Source organism: Paractinoplanes hotanensis (assembly GCF_023717965.1).
Classification (GTDB): domain Bacteria; phylum Actinomycetota; class Actinomycetes; order Mycobacteriales; family Micromonosporaceae; genus Actinoplanes; species Actinoplanes polyasparticus.
On the sequence record NZ_JAMQOL010000069.1, the window covers coordinates 1 to 18,591 of the forward strand.

An 18,591-nucleotide genomic window follows, 5' to 3' on the forward strand; every position below is an offset into this window, starting at 1 on the left:
CTCCACCATCACGCCCATAACAGATCAACGGACCACAATCCGTCAAGCTACGGGTTATTTCTCGGCGAGCCCTTAGGCGAGCAGCGGGAGTCTGCCGACCAGCTTGTCGACCGGGTTGCGCGGGCCCACGATGCTGACCGCGTAGTAGTCGAGGCCGTCGGCGGCGGTGCCGGCCACGGACGACAGATATTCGGTGTAGACGCGGGTGTGCTGCGCGGCCGCCGGCATGTCGGCCACGAAGAAGTCGGCCCGGGCGGCCGCCTTGGCGCGGATCGTGCGCAACGTGGCAGGGTCGGCCGACAGCACCGTGCAGCCCGCCCACGGCAGGCCCGGATGCGCGTTGCCGTCGGCGTCCACCGCGTCGTTGCCCAGCAGCCCGGCGACCGCCTGCGAGGTGGCGGCGGCGGTGCAGATGGCAGCGTTGGCCGCACGTCCGGCGGGCAGGTCGCCGTCGACCACGACGACCCATTTCAGCCGGGCGGCGCGGGTGGGCGCGCTCGGGTCGATCTCCGCCGGCTCGAATCCGATCATGTTGGCCTCCGTACGTCTGTGCAGCATGCGACCGAAATGCTAGGCAGCTGTTAGGTTCGACGGCAACAGATCCGTACTTGTATCGGAATGAGGGCCGAATCGGTGGACCTGGACGAACTAGATACGGCGATCCTGCGGGAACTCCAGTTGGATGCACGGAAGACCAACCGCGAGGTGGCGGCGGCCGTCGGCGTCTCACCCACCACGGCGCTCGACCGCACCCGGGCGCTGCGCCGGCGCGGCGTTATCCGCGGGGCGATCCTCGACGTCGACCTCAAGGCCGTGGGGCGGCCGGTGCAGGCGCTCATCGCCATCCGGATCCGGCCGCCGTCACGCCGCAACATCGAAGCGTTCCGCGAATGGGTGTCCACCCTGCCCGACACGCTGGGGCTCTACGTGACGACCGGCACCGACGACTTCATCGTGCACGTGGCCGTTCCCGACAACGACAGCCTCTACGAGTTCGTCATCGACCGGCTCACCCAGCGGCCCGAGGTGGCCGATGTGCGCACGTCGATCGTCTACGAGCACATCCGCAACAACCGGGTCAGGATGGGCTCATGACGAAGCTCTACGGCAAGCAGGTCGCGGCGGAGAAGCTGGACGGCTGGGTCTATCTGCCCGGCGCCCTGTACACCAGGATCGAGACCGGAGACTTCGGCACGGGCCTGACGCTGGTCAACGCCATCGCCGAGGTGGCCGCGCAGATGGACCACCACCCCGACCTCACGTTGCGCTATCCGGCGGTCGACATCCGCCTGACCAGCCATGACCTCGGTGGCGTGACGGCGCGCGACGTGCGCCTGGCCCGGGCGATCTCCTCGGTGGCGTCGGCCCTGGCCCTGCGGCCGTCGGTGGCCGAGGTGTCCCGGTTCGAGTGGGCGCTCGACAGCCCCGACTTCCACGGCGTGCGGCCGTTCTGGAAGGCGCTCCTCGCCATGGAGGAGGGTGAGAACGACCTCCTGGACCCGGCCGGCCTCAACCCCACGCTCTGGTTCCAGCAGTCCGGCCGTGAGGAGCCGCGCCAGCGCTGGCACCCCGACATCTGGCTCGACCCGTCCCAGGTGCAGCCGCGCATCGACGCCGCCGTGGCCGCGGGCGGCACGCTGGTCAGCGACGCCGAGGCGCCGGCCTTCTGGGTGCTGGCCGATCCCGAGGGCAACCGGGTGTGCCTCTGCACCTGGCAGGACCGCAACAACCCTCTCTAGTCGACGCTTCGGTACGGGGCCCGGCCCGGTGCCGAACAGGAGCTAAGCCGCGTGGGCCAGGGCGGCCAGCAGGGTGCGCAACTCGTGCAGGGCCCGCGGGTCGTGCCGTCGGCCCGCGGTGTCGACGACCTCGGTGACGCCGGCCAGCAGGCGGGTGGCGGTGGCGACGTCGCCGAGCTGGGCCAGGGCCTGCGCGGCGAGCCAGTCGCAGTAGGGGCGGGCCGCCCCGGCAGCCCGCATCTGCTCGACGAGGGTGAGGCAGACGTCGTCCAGGCCCGCGGCCAGCACCAGGCGAGCCAGGAAGTCGGTGCCGTGCAGCCACTCCGGCGTACCCGGGAAGAGGTCCCGCAGCGTCTCCAGGGTGTCGACCGCCTCCTGCCGCTGCCCGGCGCCGATCAGGCTTCGGCCGAGGTCGAGCAGGGTTCGCGCGATCAACGCACGGTCGCCGCCCGCCTCCTGAAGCGTCCGCCGGGCCAGCTCGGCATTGCGCAGAGCCTTGGCCGCACGCACCTCGGGCCGGGCATAGCCTCCGTGCGCCAGAACGATGGCTCCCCGCGGCGCGACCGCCGTGCGAGGCGCCCGCCCGTCCACTCCGGTCAGCCGCTCGTGCACCCGCCCGGTCCAGCCGACGTCGTCCTTGCGGAACAGATGGGCTGCGGTGTTCGCATAGGGCAGCTCGTCGTGCGCGTTGTCCACCTCGACCTCGACGACTTCGGCCGTGTTGCCCGTCAGCAGATCCCGCAGCTTTTCCGGATCTCCGACATACCGCTGGTCGGCGTCCACACTGAGCACCCAGAGAGCGCTCCAGCCCTCCAGAGCCGCGTTGCGGGCCGCGGCGAAGTCATCGGTCCACCGGCCGAGGGTGACGATCGCGCCGCACTCAGCGGCGATCTGAGGCGTTTCGTCAACTGACCCGGTGTCGTGAACGCGTACCTCGTCGACCACACCGGCCAGAGACGCGAGACACCCGGCCAGTTCAGCGGATTCGTCCCGCACGATCAGGCAGGCGACCAGAAACGGTTTGCTCACAAGCACCTGTTCGGCACACAAGCCACAAATCTGAAGCCGAACGTCCCGGCGAACTGATCCAAGTCGACGTCAAGAAGATCGGCCGCCTACGCGACGGCGGCGGCTGGCGCGTACACGGCCGCGACAGCACCCAACACCGCCAAACTGAACGTGACCGTGACGCCGGCCGCCGCGTCGGCTCCGAATACGTCCACGCCGCGATCGACGACCACACCCGTCTGGCCCACGCCGAATCCACCCCGTGAGAAAGCCGCCACCTGCGCCGCCGGGTACTTCGCCCACCACGGCATCCAGCACATCGAACGCGTCATGACCGACAACGGCTGGCACTACCGGCGCAGCACCGCATTACGCGACACCCCTGCAACGAGCTCGGCGCCCAAGCCAGAAAGCACTCGGCCCGGCCTCTCCATGGCGGAGCGACCGGGCCGAAGCGATGCGATGCGGTCAGCGCGAGCCGTAGCCGGCGTTGTTGTTGCGGAAATCGTCGGCGCCCTCGCGGTCGCGGGTGAAGTCCCAGCCGCCGGCGGCCTCGCGGCCCGGGCGGCCGCCCATGGCGAAGCCGCCGATCTCCTGCCCGCGCCGCCAGCCGCGGAAGTAACCCGTGGTGTGGGCGGCGATGCTGGCCGCGTCGCGAACGATGCGCAGGGGGCGCTCGTCGCGCAGCGGGGAGCCGGGCACCAGGTTGGCCTGGGGCACGCGCTTGGGCAGGCCGGCTGCCGTCTCGGCCGCCACCGCGGGCGTCGACGCCTTTTCGGCGGCGCGCCAGCCGGTGTCGTTCGGGTTGGTCCAGTCGAGCTTGTCGGGCTGCTCGTTGTGGCCGGTGAACCAGGCCGAGCGGGCCGCCGCGAAGATCAGCAGGTCGGTGTCGTTGCTGTCGGCGGGGACCGGCGGCGTGGTGCTGCGGTCGAGCGCCGTCAGCTTGGTGGTGGTCTGGCCGGGGGACCGGCGGCCGTTGCGGCTGTCGACCAGGCGCAGCGGCGGCGGGTCGGCCGCCGGCGGCAGATCGGTGACCGTCTTGTCGAGGCCGTTGGCCAGCTGGGTGTCGACCAGGCGCAGGGCCGGCGGCTCCTTGGGCATGTCCTGCCAGGGCGGGCGCACCCGGCCGTCGGCCGGCGGGGCGCTGGCCGACGCGGCCGGCAGGGTGGCCGCGTCGTCGCTGCCGCTGTTCATCAGCGGCCAGTTGGCGCGCGAGCCGGGCTCGGCGGCCTCGGGACCGGGACGCTGCGAGGGCATGGGCAGCGAGTAGTCGGTGGCGTCGGCCGCGGGCGTCGCCGGGCGGGTGGTCGGGCGCGGCGGGATGACCGTGCGCTGACGCTCGGCGCGGACGCTGTTGATCGCGGCGTTGGTCAGGGTCGCCCGGAACGGCTGGCCGGTGTCGGCCGGTGAGGTGCCGTTGGGGGCACCCGAGGACGGAGCCGCCGCGGCCGGCGAGACCGAGGCCGCCGGGAACACGGTGCCGGTCGGCGGGGCCGGGGTGCGCGTGCCGGTCGGCGGGCGCGAGCCCGGCGTGATCGGTGTCATGCCCGGCGGGGGCGGCGGCACCGAGACGGGTCGGTTGCCCGGGGCGGGAGCGCGGTTGGGGAACAGAGCCGCGGGCGCGGCCGGCGGCGGCGTGACCGGCCGGGGCGCCAGCGGCGGCGGCATGACCGGGCTGGGCGCGACCGGCGGCGTGGTCAGCGGCTGCGGGCTGACCGGGCCGGTGCCGGTGGAGGCGGGCTCGGGCCGGTTGCGCCGGCCGAAGCCGGGCACGGACTGCAGCGGGGCAGCCTCGGCGCGGCGGTTGCGGCGGCCGGCCTCGGAGGTGGCGGCGCGGGCGGCGAGCGTGCCGACCAGCGATGCGCAGGCGGCATCGCAGGCCCGCACCGAAGCGACCGACTGGCGCACCGTCTCGCCGGCGGCCGGGGCCAGCGACTTGTTGACCCCGCCACGGCGAGGCGATTCGCTGATGGCGACCTGGAGCGCGGTGACGGCGGCGATGATCTCGTCTTCGGAGCCGGCGCCGGCCCGGGTGAGCTCGACAGCGACCTGCTCGGCGATCTGCTGCGGCTCGCCCTGCGCGGTGAGGCGGCCTGGCTCGGGCAGCGCGTCGAGCACGGACAGCGCGAGCGGGTGCGACGGGTCGGGGTAGGCGCGCAGCGCGGCCGGGTAGAGCTCGCGGAGCACCTCGCGCAGCGCGATGGCGGCCGCGTGCCGCCCGCTGAGCAGGGCGACGTGGGCGGCCAGGACCGGCTTGTAGCTGACCAGGTCACGCGGGACCGGCAGGGTGCCGGCGACCAGCGCCCCCGCCTGAAGCGCGCGGGCCAGGCCGACAGCCCGGCGGGCCGCGGGCGGTGCCTGCATCTCCTCGACGGAGTCGTCGTCGGCGAAGCGCTCGGCGAAGTCGTCGACGGTGTCGTCGTCGGCCACGACCAGCGGCCGGCCGGCCGCGGTCAGCAGGGAGGTGACCAGATGGTCGTCGCTGTCGGCGGCGACCGCGGCGTCGGTGAATCCACTCGTACGTTCCACGAGGAGGGCGCCGAGCTCGGCGTAACCGCCGGGATCGTCACCTATCTCGTGAACGCCGAGCAGTCGTCCTGCGTCGTCCACGACGGCGATGGTCAGCTGTGTGGCCGAGGCCCCACGCACCGCTTCATCCGCCGACGCCAGACCGCAGTACACGCGCACGAGCGCCACGGCGTCGTCCTCCTCCCCGAGGCAGCTGTATGGCCAAGAGATGATGGTCCCTGTTGAGGGGTCAGTCGCGCCAGTCCACAGCTGCAGAGATCTTGCCGATTACCGAGCGCCAGCCGAGACTTGCCTGTTGTGCCCCGATTTTCTTCAATCGACGCCGACCGAAGAAACCACCCATTCCGCCACTTTCCGCGGAACGAAGGGACTCGTCCAGGTCGTCGAGCGGCGAACCGGGCGACAATGCCAGGATCACCGGCTTGAGCCGGAGCGCGTGACCCAGGTCACGCGCCACCTCGCCGGCGGCGATGAGGAGCGGCAAGTCCCACGTGTCGTGCCCGCCGCGCAGGTTCTCGACCACGAGGTCGAGCTCGTAGCGGTCTTCCGGCAGCGGGTCGACGTCGGTCGACTGTACCTGCTCGGCGAGGGTGCCCCAGGACTCGAGTTGTGCGAGGTCGTGCGGAGCACCCGAACGAATGAAGGAGACCAGCGACTCGGGCGACTTGAAGGCGATCAACCGGCCCTTGTGGCTGAGGAAGGCGGGTACCTCCTCGTCCTCTTCGGCGGCGGACTCCCCCGGCTCGTCCTCGAAGTCGGCCGGATCGGGTTCGTCGGCTGCCTTGGCGTCCTTGTCGGCCTCGCCCTCGGCCAGCAGCGCCTGGAACTCGTCGTCGACGATGACTTCCTCGTCGTCGTCCTCGTTGCGGACGGCGGCGCGCTTGCGGGCCTCGAACGGGTCGTCCTCGTCGACTGCGATCTCGGTCGGGGTCAGCGAGGACGCCTTGCGGTAGGCCCGCAGGGTCAGGGCTACGCCGCCGGGCAACGCGATCTCGACCGGCTCGACGCCGACCTTGTCCCAGAGGTCACGCCCGGAGAGTCCGGTCTCGGACTTCGCGGCCACCGGCGCGGACGCCTCGGGCTCGTCGGACTGGCTGGTCACGGTGACCTCCGGGATCGATCTGGCTGACGGGACGGGTGATACTGCCGACACACCCTAATGGGCGCGCCTGGGCGAGGGCTGACCGTCCCCCGCACTTCCCCATTGACCGGAGGGAAACGGTCAGAAACCCTTCGGGTGCCAGACCGTCTTGATCTCCAACAGAGCGGTCATGGCGCCCGTGCCCGGGTCTTCCGTGTAGTCAACGCCGGAAACGGGGCGAAGGACCCGCTTCAGGGTGCCGGCCGCCGCCCGTTCGAGGTCGGTGGCCAGGCCGGCGTCCTCGACGCCGGACAGGTCGAGCGCGTTCACGTCGTCGTGCGAGGCGAGCCAAGGAGCGATCTCGGCGCCCTGGCCGGTGAGGATGTTGACCACCCCGCCGGGGACGTCGGAGGTGGCGAGAACCTCGGCCAGGGTGATCGCGGCCTGCGGGTTGGACGCGACGACGACGACCGTGTTGCCGGTGACGACGGCCGGGGCGATCACGCTGACCAGCCCGAGCAGCGACGGCGGGGCGACCACGCCGACCACGCCGGTGGGCTCGGGGGCCGAGATGTTGAAGAACGGCCCGGCCACCGGGTTGGCGTTGCCGGCGACCTGGGCGATCTTGTCGGACCAGCCCGCGTACCAGACCCAGCGGTCGACCGTGGCGTCCACCTCGGCGCCGCTCACGCCCAGCGCCTTGAACTCGGCCCGCCGGGCCTCGATCATCTCGGCGATGCGGTAGAGGACCTGACCCCGGTTGTACGCCGTGGCGCCGGCCCACTTGGGCTGAGCGGCACGGGCGGCCACCACCGCGTCGCGGGCGTCCTTGCGGGAGGCGAGGGCTACGTTGTCGCCGTCCACCAGATAGGTCCGTCCTGACTCGCTGCGCGGGAACTTCCCGCCGACGTACAGCTTGTAGGTCTTCCGCACCGCCAGGCGGGACGGAGTCGAAGACTTAGGCAAGGTACGCCTCCAGGCCGTGGCGGCCGCCCTCGCGACCGTAACCGGACTCCTTGTAGCCGCCGAACGGCGACGTGGGATCGAACTTGTTGAACGTGTTGGCCCAGATGACGCCGGCCCGCAGCTTGTCGGCCACGGCCAGGATCTGGGAGCCCTTGTCGGACCAGATGCCGGCCGACAGACCGTACGGGGTGTTGTTGGCCTTCTCGATCGCCTCGGCCGGCGTCCGGAAGGTCAGCACCGACAGCACCGGGCCGAAGATCTCTTCCCGGGCGATCCGGTGGGCCTGGGTGACGCCGGTGAAGATCGTCGGAGCGAACCAGAAGCCGCGGTCGGGCAGCTCGCACGGCGGCGACCAGCGTTCAGCGCCCTCCGCGCTACCGATTTCCGACAATTCAACAATCTTGTCGAGCTGGGCGCGGGAGTTGATCGCGCCGATGTCGGTGTTCTTGTCGAGCGGGTCGCCCACCCGCAGCGTGGCCATCCGGCGGCGCAGCGAGGCGAGCAACTCCTCGGCGATCGACTCCTGCACCAGCAGCCGGGAGCCCGCGCAGCAGACGTGGCCCTGGTTGAAGAAGATGCCGTTGACGATGCCCTCGACGGCCTGGTCGATCGGCGCGTCGTCGAAGACGATGTTGGCCGCCTTGCCGCCCAGCTCGAGTGACAGGCGCTTGCCGGTGCCGGCCACCGAGCGGGCGATCTGACGGCCCACCTCGGTCGAGCCGGTGAACGCGACCTTGTTGACGTCGGGGTGCTCGACCAGGTAGCGGCCGGTGTCGCCGGCGCCGGTCACGATGTTGACCACGCCCGGCGGCAGGTCGGCCTGGCGGCACACGTCGGCGAAGAAGAGCGCGGAGAGCGGGGTCGTCTCGGCCGGCTTGAGCACCACGGTGTTGCCGGTGGCCAGGGCCGGGGCGATCTTCCAGGCCAGCATCAGCAGCGGGAAGTTCCACGGGATGACCTGACCGGCCACGCCCAGCGGGCGCGGGTCGGGGCCGAAGCCGGCGTACTTCAGCTTGTCGGCCCAGCCGGCGTAGTAGAAGAAGTGGGCCGCGACCAGGGGCAGGTCGACGTCGCGGGACTCCTTGATCGGCTTGCCGTTGTCGAGCGACTCCAGGACGGCCAGCTCGCGGGAGCGCTCCTGGATGATCCGGGCGATGCGGAACAGGTATTTCGCGCGTTCCGAGCCCGGCAGAGCCGACCAGCTCTGGAAGGCCCGGCGGGCGGCCGCGACAGCTCGGTCGACGTCTTCCGGACCGGCCAGGGCGACCTCGGTCAGCACCTCTTCGGTGGCCGGGTTGATCGTCTTGAACGTGTCCTTGGCCTCGCCGGCCTCGCCGTCGATGAACAGCCCGTACGACGGGGCCAGCGAGACGATCGAGCGGGATTCGGGGGCGGGAGCGTATTCGAACATTTATCCCCAGTCCTCGGGCAGTGCGGCGGAGCCGCTTCGGATAGGCACTGCCTCACTCAGTCCAGGGTGAAGTAGTCCGGACCGGCGTAGTGGCCGGTCGTGAGCTTGGTGCGCTGCATCAGCAGGTCGTTGAGCAGCGAGGACGCGCCGAAGCGGAACCAGTCGGGGTGCAGCCAGTCGTCGCCCACGGTTTCGTTGATCATCACGAGGTACTTGATGGCGTCCTTCGTCGTACGGATGCCGCCGGCCGGTTTGACGCCGACCTGCCGCCCGTAGCGTTCGCGGAAGTCGCGCACGGCCTCGAGCATCAGCAGTGTGACCGGCAGCGTCGCGGCCACCGGGACCTTGCCGGTCGAGGTCTTGATGAAGTCGGCCCCGGCCAGCATGGCCAGCCAGGAGGCGCGCCGGACGTTGTCGTACGTGCCGAGCTCGCCCGTTTCGAGGATGACCTTGAGGTGGGCCGGGCCGGCGGCCTCTTTGACCGCGACGATCTCGTCGAACACCTTGGCGTAGTCGCCGGCCAGGAAGGCGCCGCGGCTGATCACCATGTCGATCTCGTCGGCGCCGCCGGCCACCGCGTCACGGGTGTCGGCCAGCTTGACGTCGAGCGGCGCCTGGCCGGACGGGAAGGCGGTGGCCACGCTGGCCAGATGGACGCCGGAGCCGGCCAGCACGGCGGCCGCCGTCGGCACCATGGCCGGATAGACGCAGACCGCGGCGACCGGCGGGCAGGTGGGGTCGGCCGGGTCGGGCCGCAGGGCCTTGGCCGAGAGCGCGCGGACCTTGCCCGGGGTGTCGGCGCCCTCGAGGGTGGTGAGGTCGACCATCCGGATGGCCAGGTCGATCGCCTGCGCCTTGCTGCTCGTCTTCACCGATCGGGTGCCCAGCGCCGCCGCCCTGGCCTCGATGCCCACCTTGTCGACACCGGGCAGACCATGCAGGAAGGTCCGGAGATCGGCGGGTGAATCGGGCCGGCCGGACAGCCTTGACGTCGCTGTCGCAGTCATGAGAACGATTCTACGCGGGCCCCCGACAGTTGATCTTGATTGACCGGTAGGTTGATCGCGTGGACGTACTCGTCGTAGATCACCCGCTGGCTCAGACCCGGCTCACCGCGATGCGCAGGGCCGAGACCGACTCCGGCGTCTTCCGGGCGTCCCTGCACGAGCTGACCACGATGGTGGTCTACGAGGCGGCGCGCTCGTTCGCCACCGAGACCTATCCGATCAGCACCCCGGTCGCCCCCACCGAGGGCATCCGGCTGGCCAACCCGCCGCTGATCGTCCCGGTGCTGCGGGCCGGCCTCGGCATGGCCGACTCGGCGCTGGCCCTGCTGCCCGAGTCGTCGATGGGCTTCGTCGGCCTGGCCCGCGACGAGCACACGTACGAGCCCCGCGCCTACATGGAATCGCTGCCGGGCGACCTCTCCGGCCAGCCCGTGCTGGTGCTCGACCCGATGCTCGCCACCGGCGGGTCGCTGCTGCACTGCTGCCGGCTGCTGGTCGACCGCGGCTGCACCGACGTGATCGTCTGCTGCGTGCTGGCCGCGCCCGAGGGCGTCCGCCGCCTCGAGGAGTCCGGCCTGCCGCTGCGCCTGGTCACCGCCTCGATCGACGAGGGACTGAACGACAAGAAGTACATCGTCCCCGGCCTGGGCGACGCCGGCGACCGCCAGTTCGGCGGCATGCGCAGATTCTGAGGGCCTCGCCTCCGGTCGGCGTCCTCGACCTCGGTGGGCGAAGCGCGACTTAGGTTGCGGTCAAACCATGCTGTAAGACCAGCTCAGAGCTTTGCCCTGGGCGAAGGGCATGACGCCGTGGAAGACGGTGGGGGAGTCGGCGAAGACCAGGGGCAGGAAGTGCCGGTCGGACTCCCACATGGGCACCTTGCCGGCCAGCACGTCGGTGACCGGCACCCAGTGCAGGCTGCCCTCGTCGTTGCCGCTCAGCGGCGTGCCCGTCCAGGCGGTGACGCGGAAGAGGAAGCCGAACCAGTTGGCGCCGCCGCGGCCGAAGCCGGGCCACGAGATCGTGCCGGCCAGCTCGACGGCCGTGCACCCGATGCCGGCCTCCTCGTGGATCTCGCGCCGCAGGCCGCTCACCACGTCCTCGTCCGGCTCCAGCTTGCCGCCCAGGCCGTTGTACTTGCCGTAGTGCAGGTCGTCGGGCCGGGTGTCGCGGCGGACCATCAGGACCTCGCTGTGGTCGGGGGAGAGCACGTAGCCGAGGGTCGCGATGATCGCTTGCATGCCGCGACTCTAAGGGACCAGTTACAACCCGGATATAACCGACCTGGCGATCTCACTGCGTGACTGGGGACACTATCTTTTGATCCATGACCTCCATGCCTCTCGCCGAGGAACTGCTCCTCCTCGCCTATGACGACCAGACCGGCAAGGCGACCGGCTCCCGCATCGGGCTCGATCTCGGCATGTCCGCGGCCGTGCTGGTCGACCTCGCGCTGGCCGGGCGGATCGCGTACGTCGACGGTTACCTCAAGGTCATCGACCCCAGCCCGATCGGAGACACGATCGCCGACGCCGTGCTGGCCAAGGCGGCCGACGACGAGCCGCACACGCCCGCCCAGTGGTTGCAGCGCCTGCGGCACCGCCTGCGCACCCGGGTCCTCGAGGATCTGGTGGCCCGGGGCGTGATCCAGGACGTGGACGAGACCCAGATGGGCGTCATCCACGTGCACCGCTACCCGACCACCGACCACGCCTTCGAGGCCGAGATCCGCGGGCGGCTCGCCGAGGCGCTGACCAGCGGCGCCCTCTGCGACGAACGTACCGCCGCGCTGGCCACCCTGCTGGTCGCGTGCCGCATGGAGCCCAATCTGCGGCTGCCGGCCGAGGAGGTCGCGCGGGCGCACGAGCGGCTCGAGCAGATCGCCTCGGGCGCCGGCTTCATGGCCGGCGCCAACCTGGAGGACTCGATCGTCCGGCCCAGCGTGGCCCTGGTCGTGGCGACGCTGGGCAAGGCGATCCAGGCCGCGCTGGGCGCGCCCAAGCCGGCCTGATCAGACTCCGAGGGCGGCCGCGATCTCGCGCCGCAGCTCGGCCAGGCCGTCCGTCGCCCGCGCCCGGGCGGCGGTCAGGTCATCCCCGGCGACCGGCTCGACCACCTCGAGGTACGCCTTGAGTTTGGGCTCCGTGCCGGACGGCCGGATCACGGCGCGCACCGCACCGGTGCGGAAGGTCAGCACGTTGTTGCCGGCGTCGTCGGTCACGCTCGCGGGCGAGCCGAGCAGCGTGGCCGGCGGCGCCTGCCGGGCCCGGGTCATCGCCGCCCCGATCTCGGCGAGGTCGTCGACCCGGACCGAGAGCTGGTCGGTGGCGTGCACGCCGAACTCGGCGGCCAGTTCGTCGAGCCGGTCGGCCGGTGTCCGCCCCTCGGCCTTGAGCCCGGCTGCCAGCTCGGCCACGGTCAGCGCGGCGGTGATGCCGTCCTTGTCGCGCACCAGGCCGGGCGCCACGCAATAGCCGAGGGCCTCCTCGTAGCCGTAGGCCAGATCCTCGGCCGCCCGCACGATCCACTTGAACCCGGTCAGCGTCTCGGCGTGGGGCACCCCCCGGGCGGCGCACAGGCGGCCCAGCAGCTGCGACGAGACGATCGTGGTCGCGTACGTCCCCGGGACGCCCCGCCGGATCAGGTGATCACCCAGCAGCGCCCCCAGCTCGTCGCCGCGCAGCGCCCGCCATCCCCCGCCGGCCACCGGGATCGCCACCGCGCACCGGTCGGCGTCCGGGTCGTTGGCGATGGCCAGGTCGGCGCCCGTGGCAGCGGCCAGCGCGAGCAACTGGTCCATGGCGCCGGGCTCCTCCGGGTTGGGGAAGGCGACGGTCGGGAAGTCCGGGTCGGGTTCGGCCTGCGCCGCCACCACGGCCGGGGCCGGGAACCCGGCGGCGGCGAACGCGGCCAGCAGCGTGGCGCCCCCGACACCGTGCATGGGCGTGTAGGCCACGGCGAGGTCGCGCGGGCCACCCGCCTCGAGCACGTCGGCGGCACTCCGGGCGTACGCGTCGATGGTCTTCTCGTCGATCAGCGTCCCCGTCGAGCCCAGCGGGATGTCGGCGATCGGGCCGATGGCCCGGATGGCGGCCTCGATGCCCGCGTCGGCCGGCGGCACGATCTGCGCACCGTCGCCGGCCGGCCCGCCCAGCTCGCGGCCCAGGTAGACCTTGTAGCCGTTGTCCTGCGGCGGGTTGTGGCTCGCGGTCACCATCACCCCGGCCACGGCGTCGAGCGCGCGGACGGCGTACGCCAGCACGGGGGTCGGTTGCAGCCCGGGCATGACCAGCGCCTCCCGGCCCGAACCGGTGGCGACCCGGGCGGTCTGCTCGGCGAACTCCTTCGAACCGTGCCGGGCGTCGTAGCCGATCACCAGCGCCCCCTGACCGCCCTGCGCGGCCAGCCAGCCGACGAGCCCGGCCGCCGCCCGGGTGACGACCGCGAGGTTCATGCCGTTGGGCCCGGCACGCAGCCGGCCCCGCAGCCCGGCGGTGCCGAAGGTGAGCGGACCGGCGAAGCGGTCGCGGAGCTCGGCCTCGGTGCCGGGCAGCCCCGCGATCAGCCGGGTCAGCTCGTCGCGGGTCGCCGGGTCCGGATCGTCGGCCAGCCAGGCCATCGCGCGGGTGCGGAGTTCGTCGTCAGGCGCCATCAGGGATTGATAGCACGCCGCGACCGCTCAGGAGGACTGGAGGGCGTAGGTCTTGATCATCTGGTCGAAGATCGGCTTGCTGGCCGCGAACTGCGACTCGTTCGAGGTGAGGAAGAACGAGTACGCCTTGCCGCCCGCGATCACCGCACCCCAGAGCCCGTGCCGGGCCTGGTCGCCGGTGCCGCACGTGTACTCCAGCACCGCTCCGTCCCGGCCGGCGATCTTGGTGTCGGTCATGCCCACCTGCGCGTACGGCTTGGGGCAGTTCGTCGAGCGGGTCTTCAGCGTGTTCTCGGCAACGCCGAGGAAGGACTGCGGAGTGGCCCGTGACGACGCGTCCTCGACCAGGATGCGCACCTTGCGCTTGGCGTCGTCCGGGTCCACGTAGTCGACCCATACGCCGCCCGACTTCTTGTTCCACGCCTTCGGCACGGCCACCGTGATGCCGCGATCGTTGTACTGCTGCGTCGGCAGCGCGGCCGGCTTGACGGCGGCCGCGCCCGTGGAACCGGCCTGCGGCGTGCCGGGGTCGTCGTTGCCCGAGCCGACCAGCGAGAAGACCACGATGAGCAGCACCACCACGGCCAGCGCGCCGCCACCGGCGATCAACTGCTGCTTCTGCGGCCAGCCCTTGAACGTGGTGACCGCCTTGCCGGTGGTCTGCCTGGCCGTGGTGACGGCCTTGTCGATCATCGCTTTGCGCTTGGCCGACGGGCTCGTCACGACCGTGCCGCCGGACATCGGGTCGTGGGCGGACCGGTTGCCGTTCCACGCTCCGCGCGGCGGAAGCACGCTGGTGGGGTCGCCGGCGGTCGGCATCAGGCCGGTGGGCGCGACCTCCGGGGCCCGGCGGCGGCCGCCGCCCGAAGTGGGCGCGTTCTCCTGCTGCAGCTTGGCCAGGTGGTCGGTGAGGGACTGGCCCGGCGCCAGCATGGCGCGGCCACCGATCTGGCCGCTCGGCTGGGGCGGGATCGGCTGGGTCTCGGCCGGCGCCGCCGGCGGGCGCTGCGCGGGGACGACCGAATAGGGATCGGTCATCATGTGCGGCGGGCTCTTGCTGGCCAGCGGGCCGGCGAGTTGCTGGCGCAGCAGGGTGCGGGCGGTGCCCACGTCCATCCGGCGAGCCGGGTCCTTCTCGAGCAGGCCCATCAGCACCGGGGTGAGCGAGCCGGCCCGGACGGCCGCGGCCGGCGGATCCTCCACCACCGCGTGCATGGTCTCGATCGGGTCGCCCTTGTCGAACGGGGGACGGCCCTCGACCGCGGTGAAGAGCGTGACGCCCAGCGAGAACAGGTCGCTCGGCGGGCCGAACTCGCTGCCCATCGCCCGCTCGGGCGAGATGAAGTGGGGCGAGCCCAGCACCATGCCCGGCGTGGTCAGCTGCACGTCGGTGGGCATGCGGGCCACACCGAAGTCGGTCAGCACGCAGCGGCCGTCACCGCAGATCAGCACGTTGGCCGGCTTGACGTCGCGGTGCAGCACGCCATGGGCGTGGGCGACCTCGAGCGCGCCGAGCAGCGCGATGCCGATCTTGGCGACCACCCGCGGCGGGACCGGCCCGTCCTCGATGACCATGTCGGCCAGGCTGCGCGCGTCGAGCAGCTCCATCACGATCCACGGCCGGCCGTTCTCGTGCACCACGTCGTAGACCTGCACCACGGCCGGGTGCTGGAGGGCGGCCGCGGCGCGGGCCTCGCGCATGGTCCGTTCGTACATCGCGTCGCGGTCGCTCGGCGCCAGGCCGGGCGGGAGGATGACTTCTTTGATGGCCACGTCGCGTCGCAGCAGCGTGTCGGCTGCGCGCCACACCGTGCCCATGCCACCGTGGCCCACCGCGGCACGAAGCGTGTAGCGCCCGCCGATCAGCGTGCCCGGGGCTGCGCGTCCGCTGGTGGGAGCGTTGCTGCCGCCGCTCCACGTCGGAATCTGAGTCACTGAGGATGCCACCGAGGGGGTGTAGGGGGCCGTCGACCAACCCCGCTATCTTGCCGTGCCCCGGGTCCTATTTGAAAGTCACTACCGTCGTGTTCCGCTGAACTCGACGGTAGGTGACGGTGGAATCGCATTGTGTCGAAGGAATCGGACGCACAGTGCGAAAGTCCTCACGCTCCAGGGTTGAACGAAGCCTTAGGATTCCCGATGTGAACGCGGAGTCGGGTTTTGAGATCAAGCCGGTGTACCGACCCGGGGACGTGCCGCCGGACGCGCCGATCGGCGAGCCGGGTGAGTTCCCCTACACCCGCGGCGTCTACCCGACGATGTACACGAAACGCCCCTGGACGATGCGGCAGTACGCCGGTTTCGGCACGGCGGCCGAGTCCAACGCGCGCTATCACCAGCTGCTGGCGGCGGGCACGATGGGCCTGTCGGTGGCGTTCGACCTGCCGACCCAGATGGGCTACGACTCGGACGACCCGATCGCGCACGGCGAGGTCGGCAAGGTGGGCGTGGCCATCGACTCGCTCGACGACATGCGGCAGCTGTTCGACGGCATCCCGCTCGACCGCGTCTCCACCTCGATGACGATCAACGCGCCGGGCTCGGTGCTGCTGCTGCTCTATCAGCTGGTGGCCGAGGAGCAGGGTCTGCCCGGATCGGCCCTGCAGGGCACGATCCAGAACGACATCCTGAAGGAATACATCGCGCGGGGGACCTACATCTTCCCGCCGAAACCGTCGTTGCGGCTGGTCGCCGACACCTTCGCCTATTGCCGGTCCGAGATCCCGAAATGGAACACCATTTCGATCTCCGGCTATCACATGGCCGAGGCGGGCGCCTCACCCGTTCAGGAAATCGCGTTCACCCTGGCCAACGGCATCGAGTACGTACGGGCCGCGCTCGCCGCCGGTCTTGAGGTCGACGATTTCGCGCCCCGGCTGTCGTTCTTCTTCGTGGCCCGGACGACCCTGCTCGAAGAGATCGCCAAGTTCCGCGCGGCCCGCCGCATGTGGGCCCGGATCATGCGGGACGAGTTCGGCGCCCAGGATCCGAAATCGCTGATGCTCCGCTTCCACACCCAGACCGCGGGGGTTCAGCTCACTGCCCAGCAGCCCGAGGTCAACCTGGTCCGGGTGGCCATCCAGGCGCTGGGCGCGGTGGCCGGTGGCACCCAGTCGCTGCACACCAACGCCTACGACGAGGCGCTCGCCCTGCCCACCGAGAAGTCGGCCCGCTTGGCCCTGCGCACCCAGCAGGTCCTGGCGTACGAGTCGGGCCTGACCGGCACGGTCGACCCGTTCGCCGGGTCGTACGCGATCGAGGCCCTGACCGACGAGGTGGAGCGGCAGGCGGCCGAGCTGATCGAGCGGGTCTTCTCGTACGGGTCGGCGGTCGACGCCATCGAGCAGGGCTTCCAGAAGCAGGAGATCGAGACGTCGGCCTACCGGATAGCCAACGAGATCGACAGCGGCGAGCGGGTCGTGGTCGGGGTCAACCGTTTCGCGGCCGACGAGGAGGAGCGCTACGAGCCGCTCCGCGTCGACCCGGCGATCGAGGCGGCCCAGGTGGCCCGGCTGGCCGCCCTGCGGTCCGCGCGCGACAACGCGGCGGTCGAGGCCGCCCTGGCGGATTTGGCGAAGGCCGCCGGTGGGACCGAGAACGTCCTACCGTTGATGAAAGAGGCGTTGCGCCTTCGTGCCACTGTGGGCGAGGTGTGCCACACCTTGCGCGGTGTGTGGGGCGTCCACCACCCTGTCGAGCGTTTCTGACCACCGCGTGGCACCGTTGAACCTGCGTCACCTCCACCTTCGTAACCGGTTGTAGGAGGTGAGGGACCACCAGCTCCTGTACCCAGGTCTTTTGTCACCGAGCGCGATCCATTGCGCACGGGAATGGCGTTGCACAGCGTCACCTAAAACGGTCTAGGCTGTCGCGCGTCGCAAAAACCTGACAAAACTTCGAGAGTGCGGAATCCGACGTGACTACTACTCTGACGGAGCCCGAAGGGGCCCATGCGGAGTGGCCCGGGCCGCTGCCCGGCGCCGAGCCCCTGCCCGGCCAGCTCGACCGCTGGCTCGCCACCCGTGGCGCGGAGCTCGTAGCGATTCGTCGGCACATTCATGCCCACCCCGAGCCGTCTTATCACGAGTTCGAGACGGCGGCCCTGGTCGCCCGCGAGCTCGCCGTGGCCGGGCTCTCCCCGCAGATGCTGCCCGAGGGCAACGGTCTGATCTGCGACATCGGCGAGGGTGACCGGGTCATCGCGTTCCGGGCCGACCTCGACGCGCTGCCGCTGCAGGACCTCAAGGACGTGCCCTACAAGTCCACGGTCCCCAACGTCGCGCACGCGTGCGGCCACGACGTGCACACCACCGTGATGCTCGGCCTCGGCCTGGCGTTGCAGCAGCTCGCCCAGAGCGGCCAGCTCCCGGGCCGGGTCCGGCTGATCTTCCAGTGCGCCGAGGAGACGGTTCCGTCGGGCGCGCCCAAGCTGATCGCCGCCGGCGCCCTCAAGGACGTGGCCGCGATCTTCGCGCTGCACTGCTACCCGCAGTTGCCGGCCGGGCTGATCGGGGTGCGCTCCGGTCCGTTCACCGCGGCCGCCGACACGGTCGACATCAAGCTGAGCGGTCCCGGCGGGCACACCGCGCGGCCGCACCTGACGGCTGACCTGGTGTACGCGCTGGGCAAGGTCATCGTGGACGTGCCCGCCCTGCTGGGCCGACGCGTCGACCCGCGGGCCGGCCTGTCGATGGTGTGGGGCGCGGTGCACGCCGGCGAGGCGTTCAACGCGATCCCGGGCGAGGGCGTGGCGCGCGGCACCGTGCGCATCCTGAGCCGGGACGCCTGGCGGACGGCGCCCGAGCTGGTGACCCAGCTGATCAAAGACGTGGTCGCGCCGACCGGGGCGCAGGTCGAGGTGGGCTATCACCGGGGCGTCCCGCCGGTGATCAACGACCGGATGGCTGCCGCGGTGATCGCGGGTGCGGCCGGCGCTGCGCTGGGCGCCGAGCGGGTGGTCGAGGCCGAGATCAGCATGGGCGGCGAGGACTTCGCCTTCTACCTCGACCAGGTGCCGGGCGCGATGATCCGGCTGGGCACCGGGGCGCCGGGCTCGGACGCCAAGCACGACCTGCACCAGGGCGACTTCGATGTGGACGAGAGGTCCATCGGCTACGGCGTCCGCGTCATGGTCCACACCGCCCTGGCCGCCCTGGCCACCGCGGCCTTCTGACCGGCGCCGAGAACGGCGACGGGAT

The 18,591-nt window shown here is 71.3% G+C and carries 17 protein-coding genes; 6 read left to right on the forward strand and 11 right to left on the reverse strand.

The genetic code is table 11. The annotated features are described in order from the left end of the window. Positions 1 to 72: 72 nt before the first annotated feature. Positions 73 to 531, reverse strand: coding sequence for a DUF2000 domain-containing protein (locus tag LXN57_RS41190; RefSeq protein WP_251803742.1), 459 nt, complete (start codon positions 529 to 531; stop codon positions 73 to 75). Positions 532 to 618: 87 nt separating this feature from the next. Here LXN57_RS41190 and LXN57_RS41195 point away from each other — a divergent pair, with 87 nt between their 5' ends. Together LXN57_RS41195 and LXN57_RS41200 are read left to right on the forward strand one after the other, a co-directional pair. After that, positions 619 to 1,095 carry an Lrp/AsnC family transcriptional regulator gene (locus LXN57_RS41195; protein ID WP_251803743.1) on the forward strand — a complete coding sequence of 159 codons (477 nt, stop codon included), beginning with the start codon at positions 619 to 621 and terminating at the stop codon, positions 1,093 to 1,095. Next, positions 1,092 to 1,739, forward strand: coding sequence for a 4a-hydroxytetrahydrobiopterin dehydratase (locus LXN57_RS41200; protein ID WP_251803744.1), 648 nt, complete (start codon positions 1,092 to 1,094; stop codon positions 1,737 to 1,739). Before LXN57_RS41195 ends, LXN57_RS41200 begins: the two co-directional genes overlap by 4 nt. Before the next feature lie 42 nt (positions 1,740 to 1,781). On the opposite strand, the gene LXN57_RS41205 is transcribed toward LXN57_RS41200, so the two are convergent. The 7 genes from LXN57_RS41205 to deoC all read right to left on the reverse strand — a co-directional run bounded on the left by LXN57_RS41205 (position 1,782) and on the right by deoC (position 9,741). Next, positions 1,782 to 2,768 carry a glycosyltransferase gene (locus LXN57_RS41205; protein WP_251803745.1) on the reverse strand — a complete coding sequence of 329 codons (987 nt, stop codon included), beginning with the start codon at positions 2,766 to 2,768 and terminating at the stop codon, positions 1,782 to 1,784. Positions 2,769 to 2,854: 86 nt separating this feature from the next. Then, positions 2,855 to 3,079, reverse strand: coding sequence for a hypothetical protein (locus tag LXN57_RS41210; RefSeq protein WP_251803746.1), 225 nt, complete (start codon positions 3,077 to 3,079; stop codon positions 2,855 to 2,857). Positions 3,080 to 3,215: 136 nt separating this feature from the next. Further along, positions 3,216 to 5,444 (reverse strand): transposase, encoded by a 2,229-nt coding sequence (locus LXN57_RS41215; protein ID WP_251803747.1) that lies wholly within the window; start codon positions 5,442 to 5,444, stop codon positions 3,216 to 3,218. A 61-nt stretch (positions 5,445 to 5,505) separates the two neighbouring features. After that, on the reverse strand, positions 5,506 to 6,378 hold the full coding sequence (locus LXN57_RS41220; RefSeq protein WP_251803748.1) for a SatS C-terminal domain-containing protein: 873 nt from the start codon (positions 6,376 to 6,378) through the stop codon (positions 5,506 to 5,508). A 120-nt stretch (positions 6,379 to 6,498) separates the two neighbouring features. Next, the gene (locus LXN57_RS41225; RefSeq protein ID WP_251803749.1) at positions 6,499 to 7,323 is read right to left on the reverse strand and encodes an aldehyde dehydrogenase family protein; all 825 of its coding nucleotides are present in this window, start codon (positions 7,321 to 7,323) and stop codon (positions 6,499 to 6,501) included. Then, entirely contained in the window at positions 7,316 to 8,734 is a 1,419-nt protein-coding gene (locus LXN57_RS41230) for an aldehyde dehydrogenase family protein (RefSeq protein WP_251803750.1), read from the reverse strand. Before LXN57_RS41230 ends, LXN57_RS41225 begins: the two co-directional genes overlap by 8 nt. A 56-nt stretch (positions 8,735 to 8,790) precedes the next feature. Further along, the gene (deoC, locus tag LXN57_RS41235) at positions 8,791 to 9,741 is read right to left on the reverse strand and encodes a deoxyribose-phosphate aldolase (protein WP_251803751.1); all 951 of its coding nucleotides are present in this window, start codon (positions 9,739 to 9,741) and stop codon (positions 8,791 to 8,793) included. A 59-nt stretch (positions 9,742 to 9,800) separates the two neighbouring features. Between deoC and upp the strand changes: the two genes are divergently transcribed. Further along, the gene (upp, locus tag LXN57_RS41240) at positions 9,801 to 10,433 is read left to right on the forward strand and encodes a uracil phosphoribosyltransferase (RefSeq protein ID WP_251803752.1); all 633 of its coding nucleotides are present in this window, start codon (positions 9,801 to 9,803) and stop codon (positions 10,431 to 10,433) included. A gap of 60 nt (positions 10,434 to 10,493) precedes the next feature. Here upp and LXN57_RS41245 read toward each other — a convergent pair whose 3' ends face one another. Then, entirely contained in the window at positions 10,494 to 10,982 is a 489-nt protein-coding gene (locus LXN57_RS41245) for an NUDIX hydrolase (protein ID WP_251803753.1), read from the reverse strand. 86 nt (positions 10,983 to 11,068) lie between these two features. Between LXN57_RS41245 and LXN57_RS41250 the strand changes: the two genes are divergently transcribed. Further along, positions 11,069 to 11,752, forward strand: coding sequence for a GOLPH3/VPS74 family protein (locus LXN57_RS41250; RefSeq protein WP_251803754.1), 684 nt, complete (start codon positions 11,069 to 11,071; stop codon positions 11,750 to 11,752). Here the strand turns inward: LXN57_RS41250 and LXN57_RS41255 are convergent, their stop codons facing one another. Next, positions 11,753 to 13,393 (reverse strand): phospho-sugar mutase, encoded by a 1,641-nt coding sequence (locus tag LXN57_RS41255; protein ID WP_251803755.1) that lies wholly within the window; start codon positions 13,391 to 13,393, stop codon positions 11,753 to 11,755. Positions 13,394 to 13,420: 27 nt separating this feature from the next. Beyond that, a complete protein-coding gene (locus tag LXN57_RS41260; RefSeq protein WP_251803756.1) occupies positions 13,421 to 15,328 on the reverse strand; it encodes a serine/threonine-protein kinase in 1,908 nt (635 codons plus the stop codon). Positions 15,329 to 15,534: 206 nt separating this feature from the next. Here LXN57_RS41260 and LXN57_RS41265 point away from each other — a divergent pair, with 206 nt between their 5' ends. Together LXN57_RS41265 and LXN57_RS41270 are read left to right on the forward strand one after the other, a co-directional pair. Further along, complete coding sequence (locus tag LXN57_RS41265; protein ID WP_251803757.1) at positions 15,535 to 17,100, forward strand: acyl-CoA mutase large subunit family protein; 1,566 nt, start codon at positions 15,535 to 15,537, stop codon at positions 17,098 to 17,100. Between the two features lie 209 nt (positions 17,101 to 17,309). Continuing rightward, the gene (locus tag LXN57_RS41270; protein ID WP_251803758.1) at positions 17,310 to 18,566 is read left to right on the forward strand and encodes an amidohydrolase; all 1,257 of its coding nucleotides are present in this window, start codon (positions 17,310 to 17,312) and stop codon (positions 18,564 to 18,566) included. The last annotated feature ends 25 nt before the right edge of the window (positions 18,567 to 18,591 follow it).

Excerpts from the sequence above, each read along its gene's own strand:
- LXN57_RS41190 (WP_251803742.1), bottom strand. The coding sequence starts at position 531 with ATGATCGGATTCGAGCCGGCGGAGATCGACCCGAGCGCGCCCACCCGC.
- LXN57_RS41195 (WP_251803743.1), top strand. The coding sequence starts at position 619 with ATGAGGGCCGAATCGGTGGACCTGGACGAACTAGATACGGCGATCCTG.
- LXN57_RS41200 (WP_251803744.1), top strand. The coding sequence starts at position 1,092 with ATGACGAAGCTCTACGGCAAGCAGGTCGCGGCGGAGAAGCTGGACGGC.
- LXN57_RS41210 (WP_251803746.1), bottom strand. The coding sequence starts at position 3,079 with ATGACGCGTTCGATGTGCTGGATGCCGTGGTGGGCGAAGTACCCGGCG.
- LXN57_RS41230 (WP_251803750.1), bottom strand. The coding sequence starts at position 8,734 with ATGTTCGAATACGCTCCCGCCCCCGAATCCCGCTCGATCGTCTCGCTG.
- deoC (WP_251803751.1), bottom strand. The coding sequence starts at position 9,741 with ATGACTGCGACAGCGACGTCAAGGCTGTCCGGCCGGCCCGATTCACCC.
- LXN57_RS41245 (WP_251803753.1), bottom strand. The coding sequence starts at position 10,982 with ATGCAAGCGATCATCGCGACCCTCGGCTACGTGCTCTCCCCCGACCAC.
- LXN57_RS41250 (WP_251803754.1), top strand. The coding sequence starts at position 11,069 with ATGACCTCCATGCCTCTCGCCGAGGAACTGCTCCTCCTCGCCTATGAC.
- LXN57_RS41255 (WP_251803755.1), bottom strand. The coding sequence starts at position 13,393 with ATGGCGCCTGACGACGAACTCCGCACCCGCGCGATGGCCTGGCTGGCC.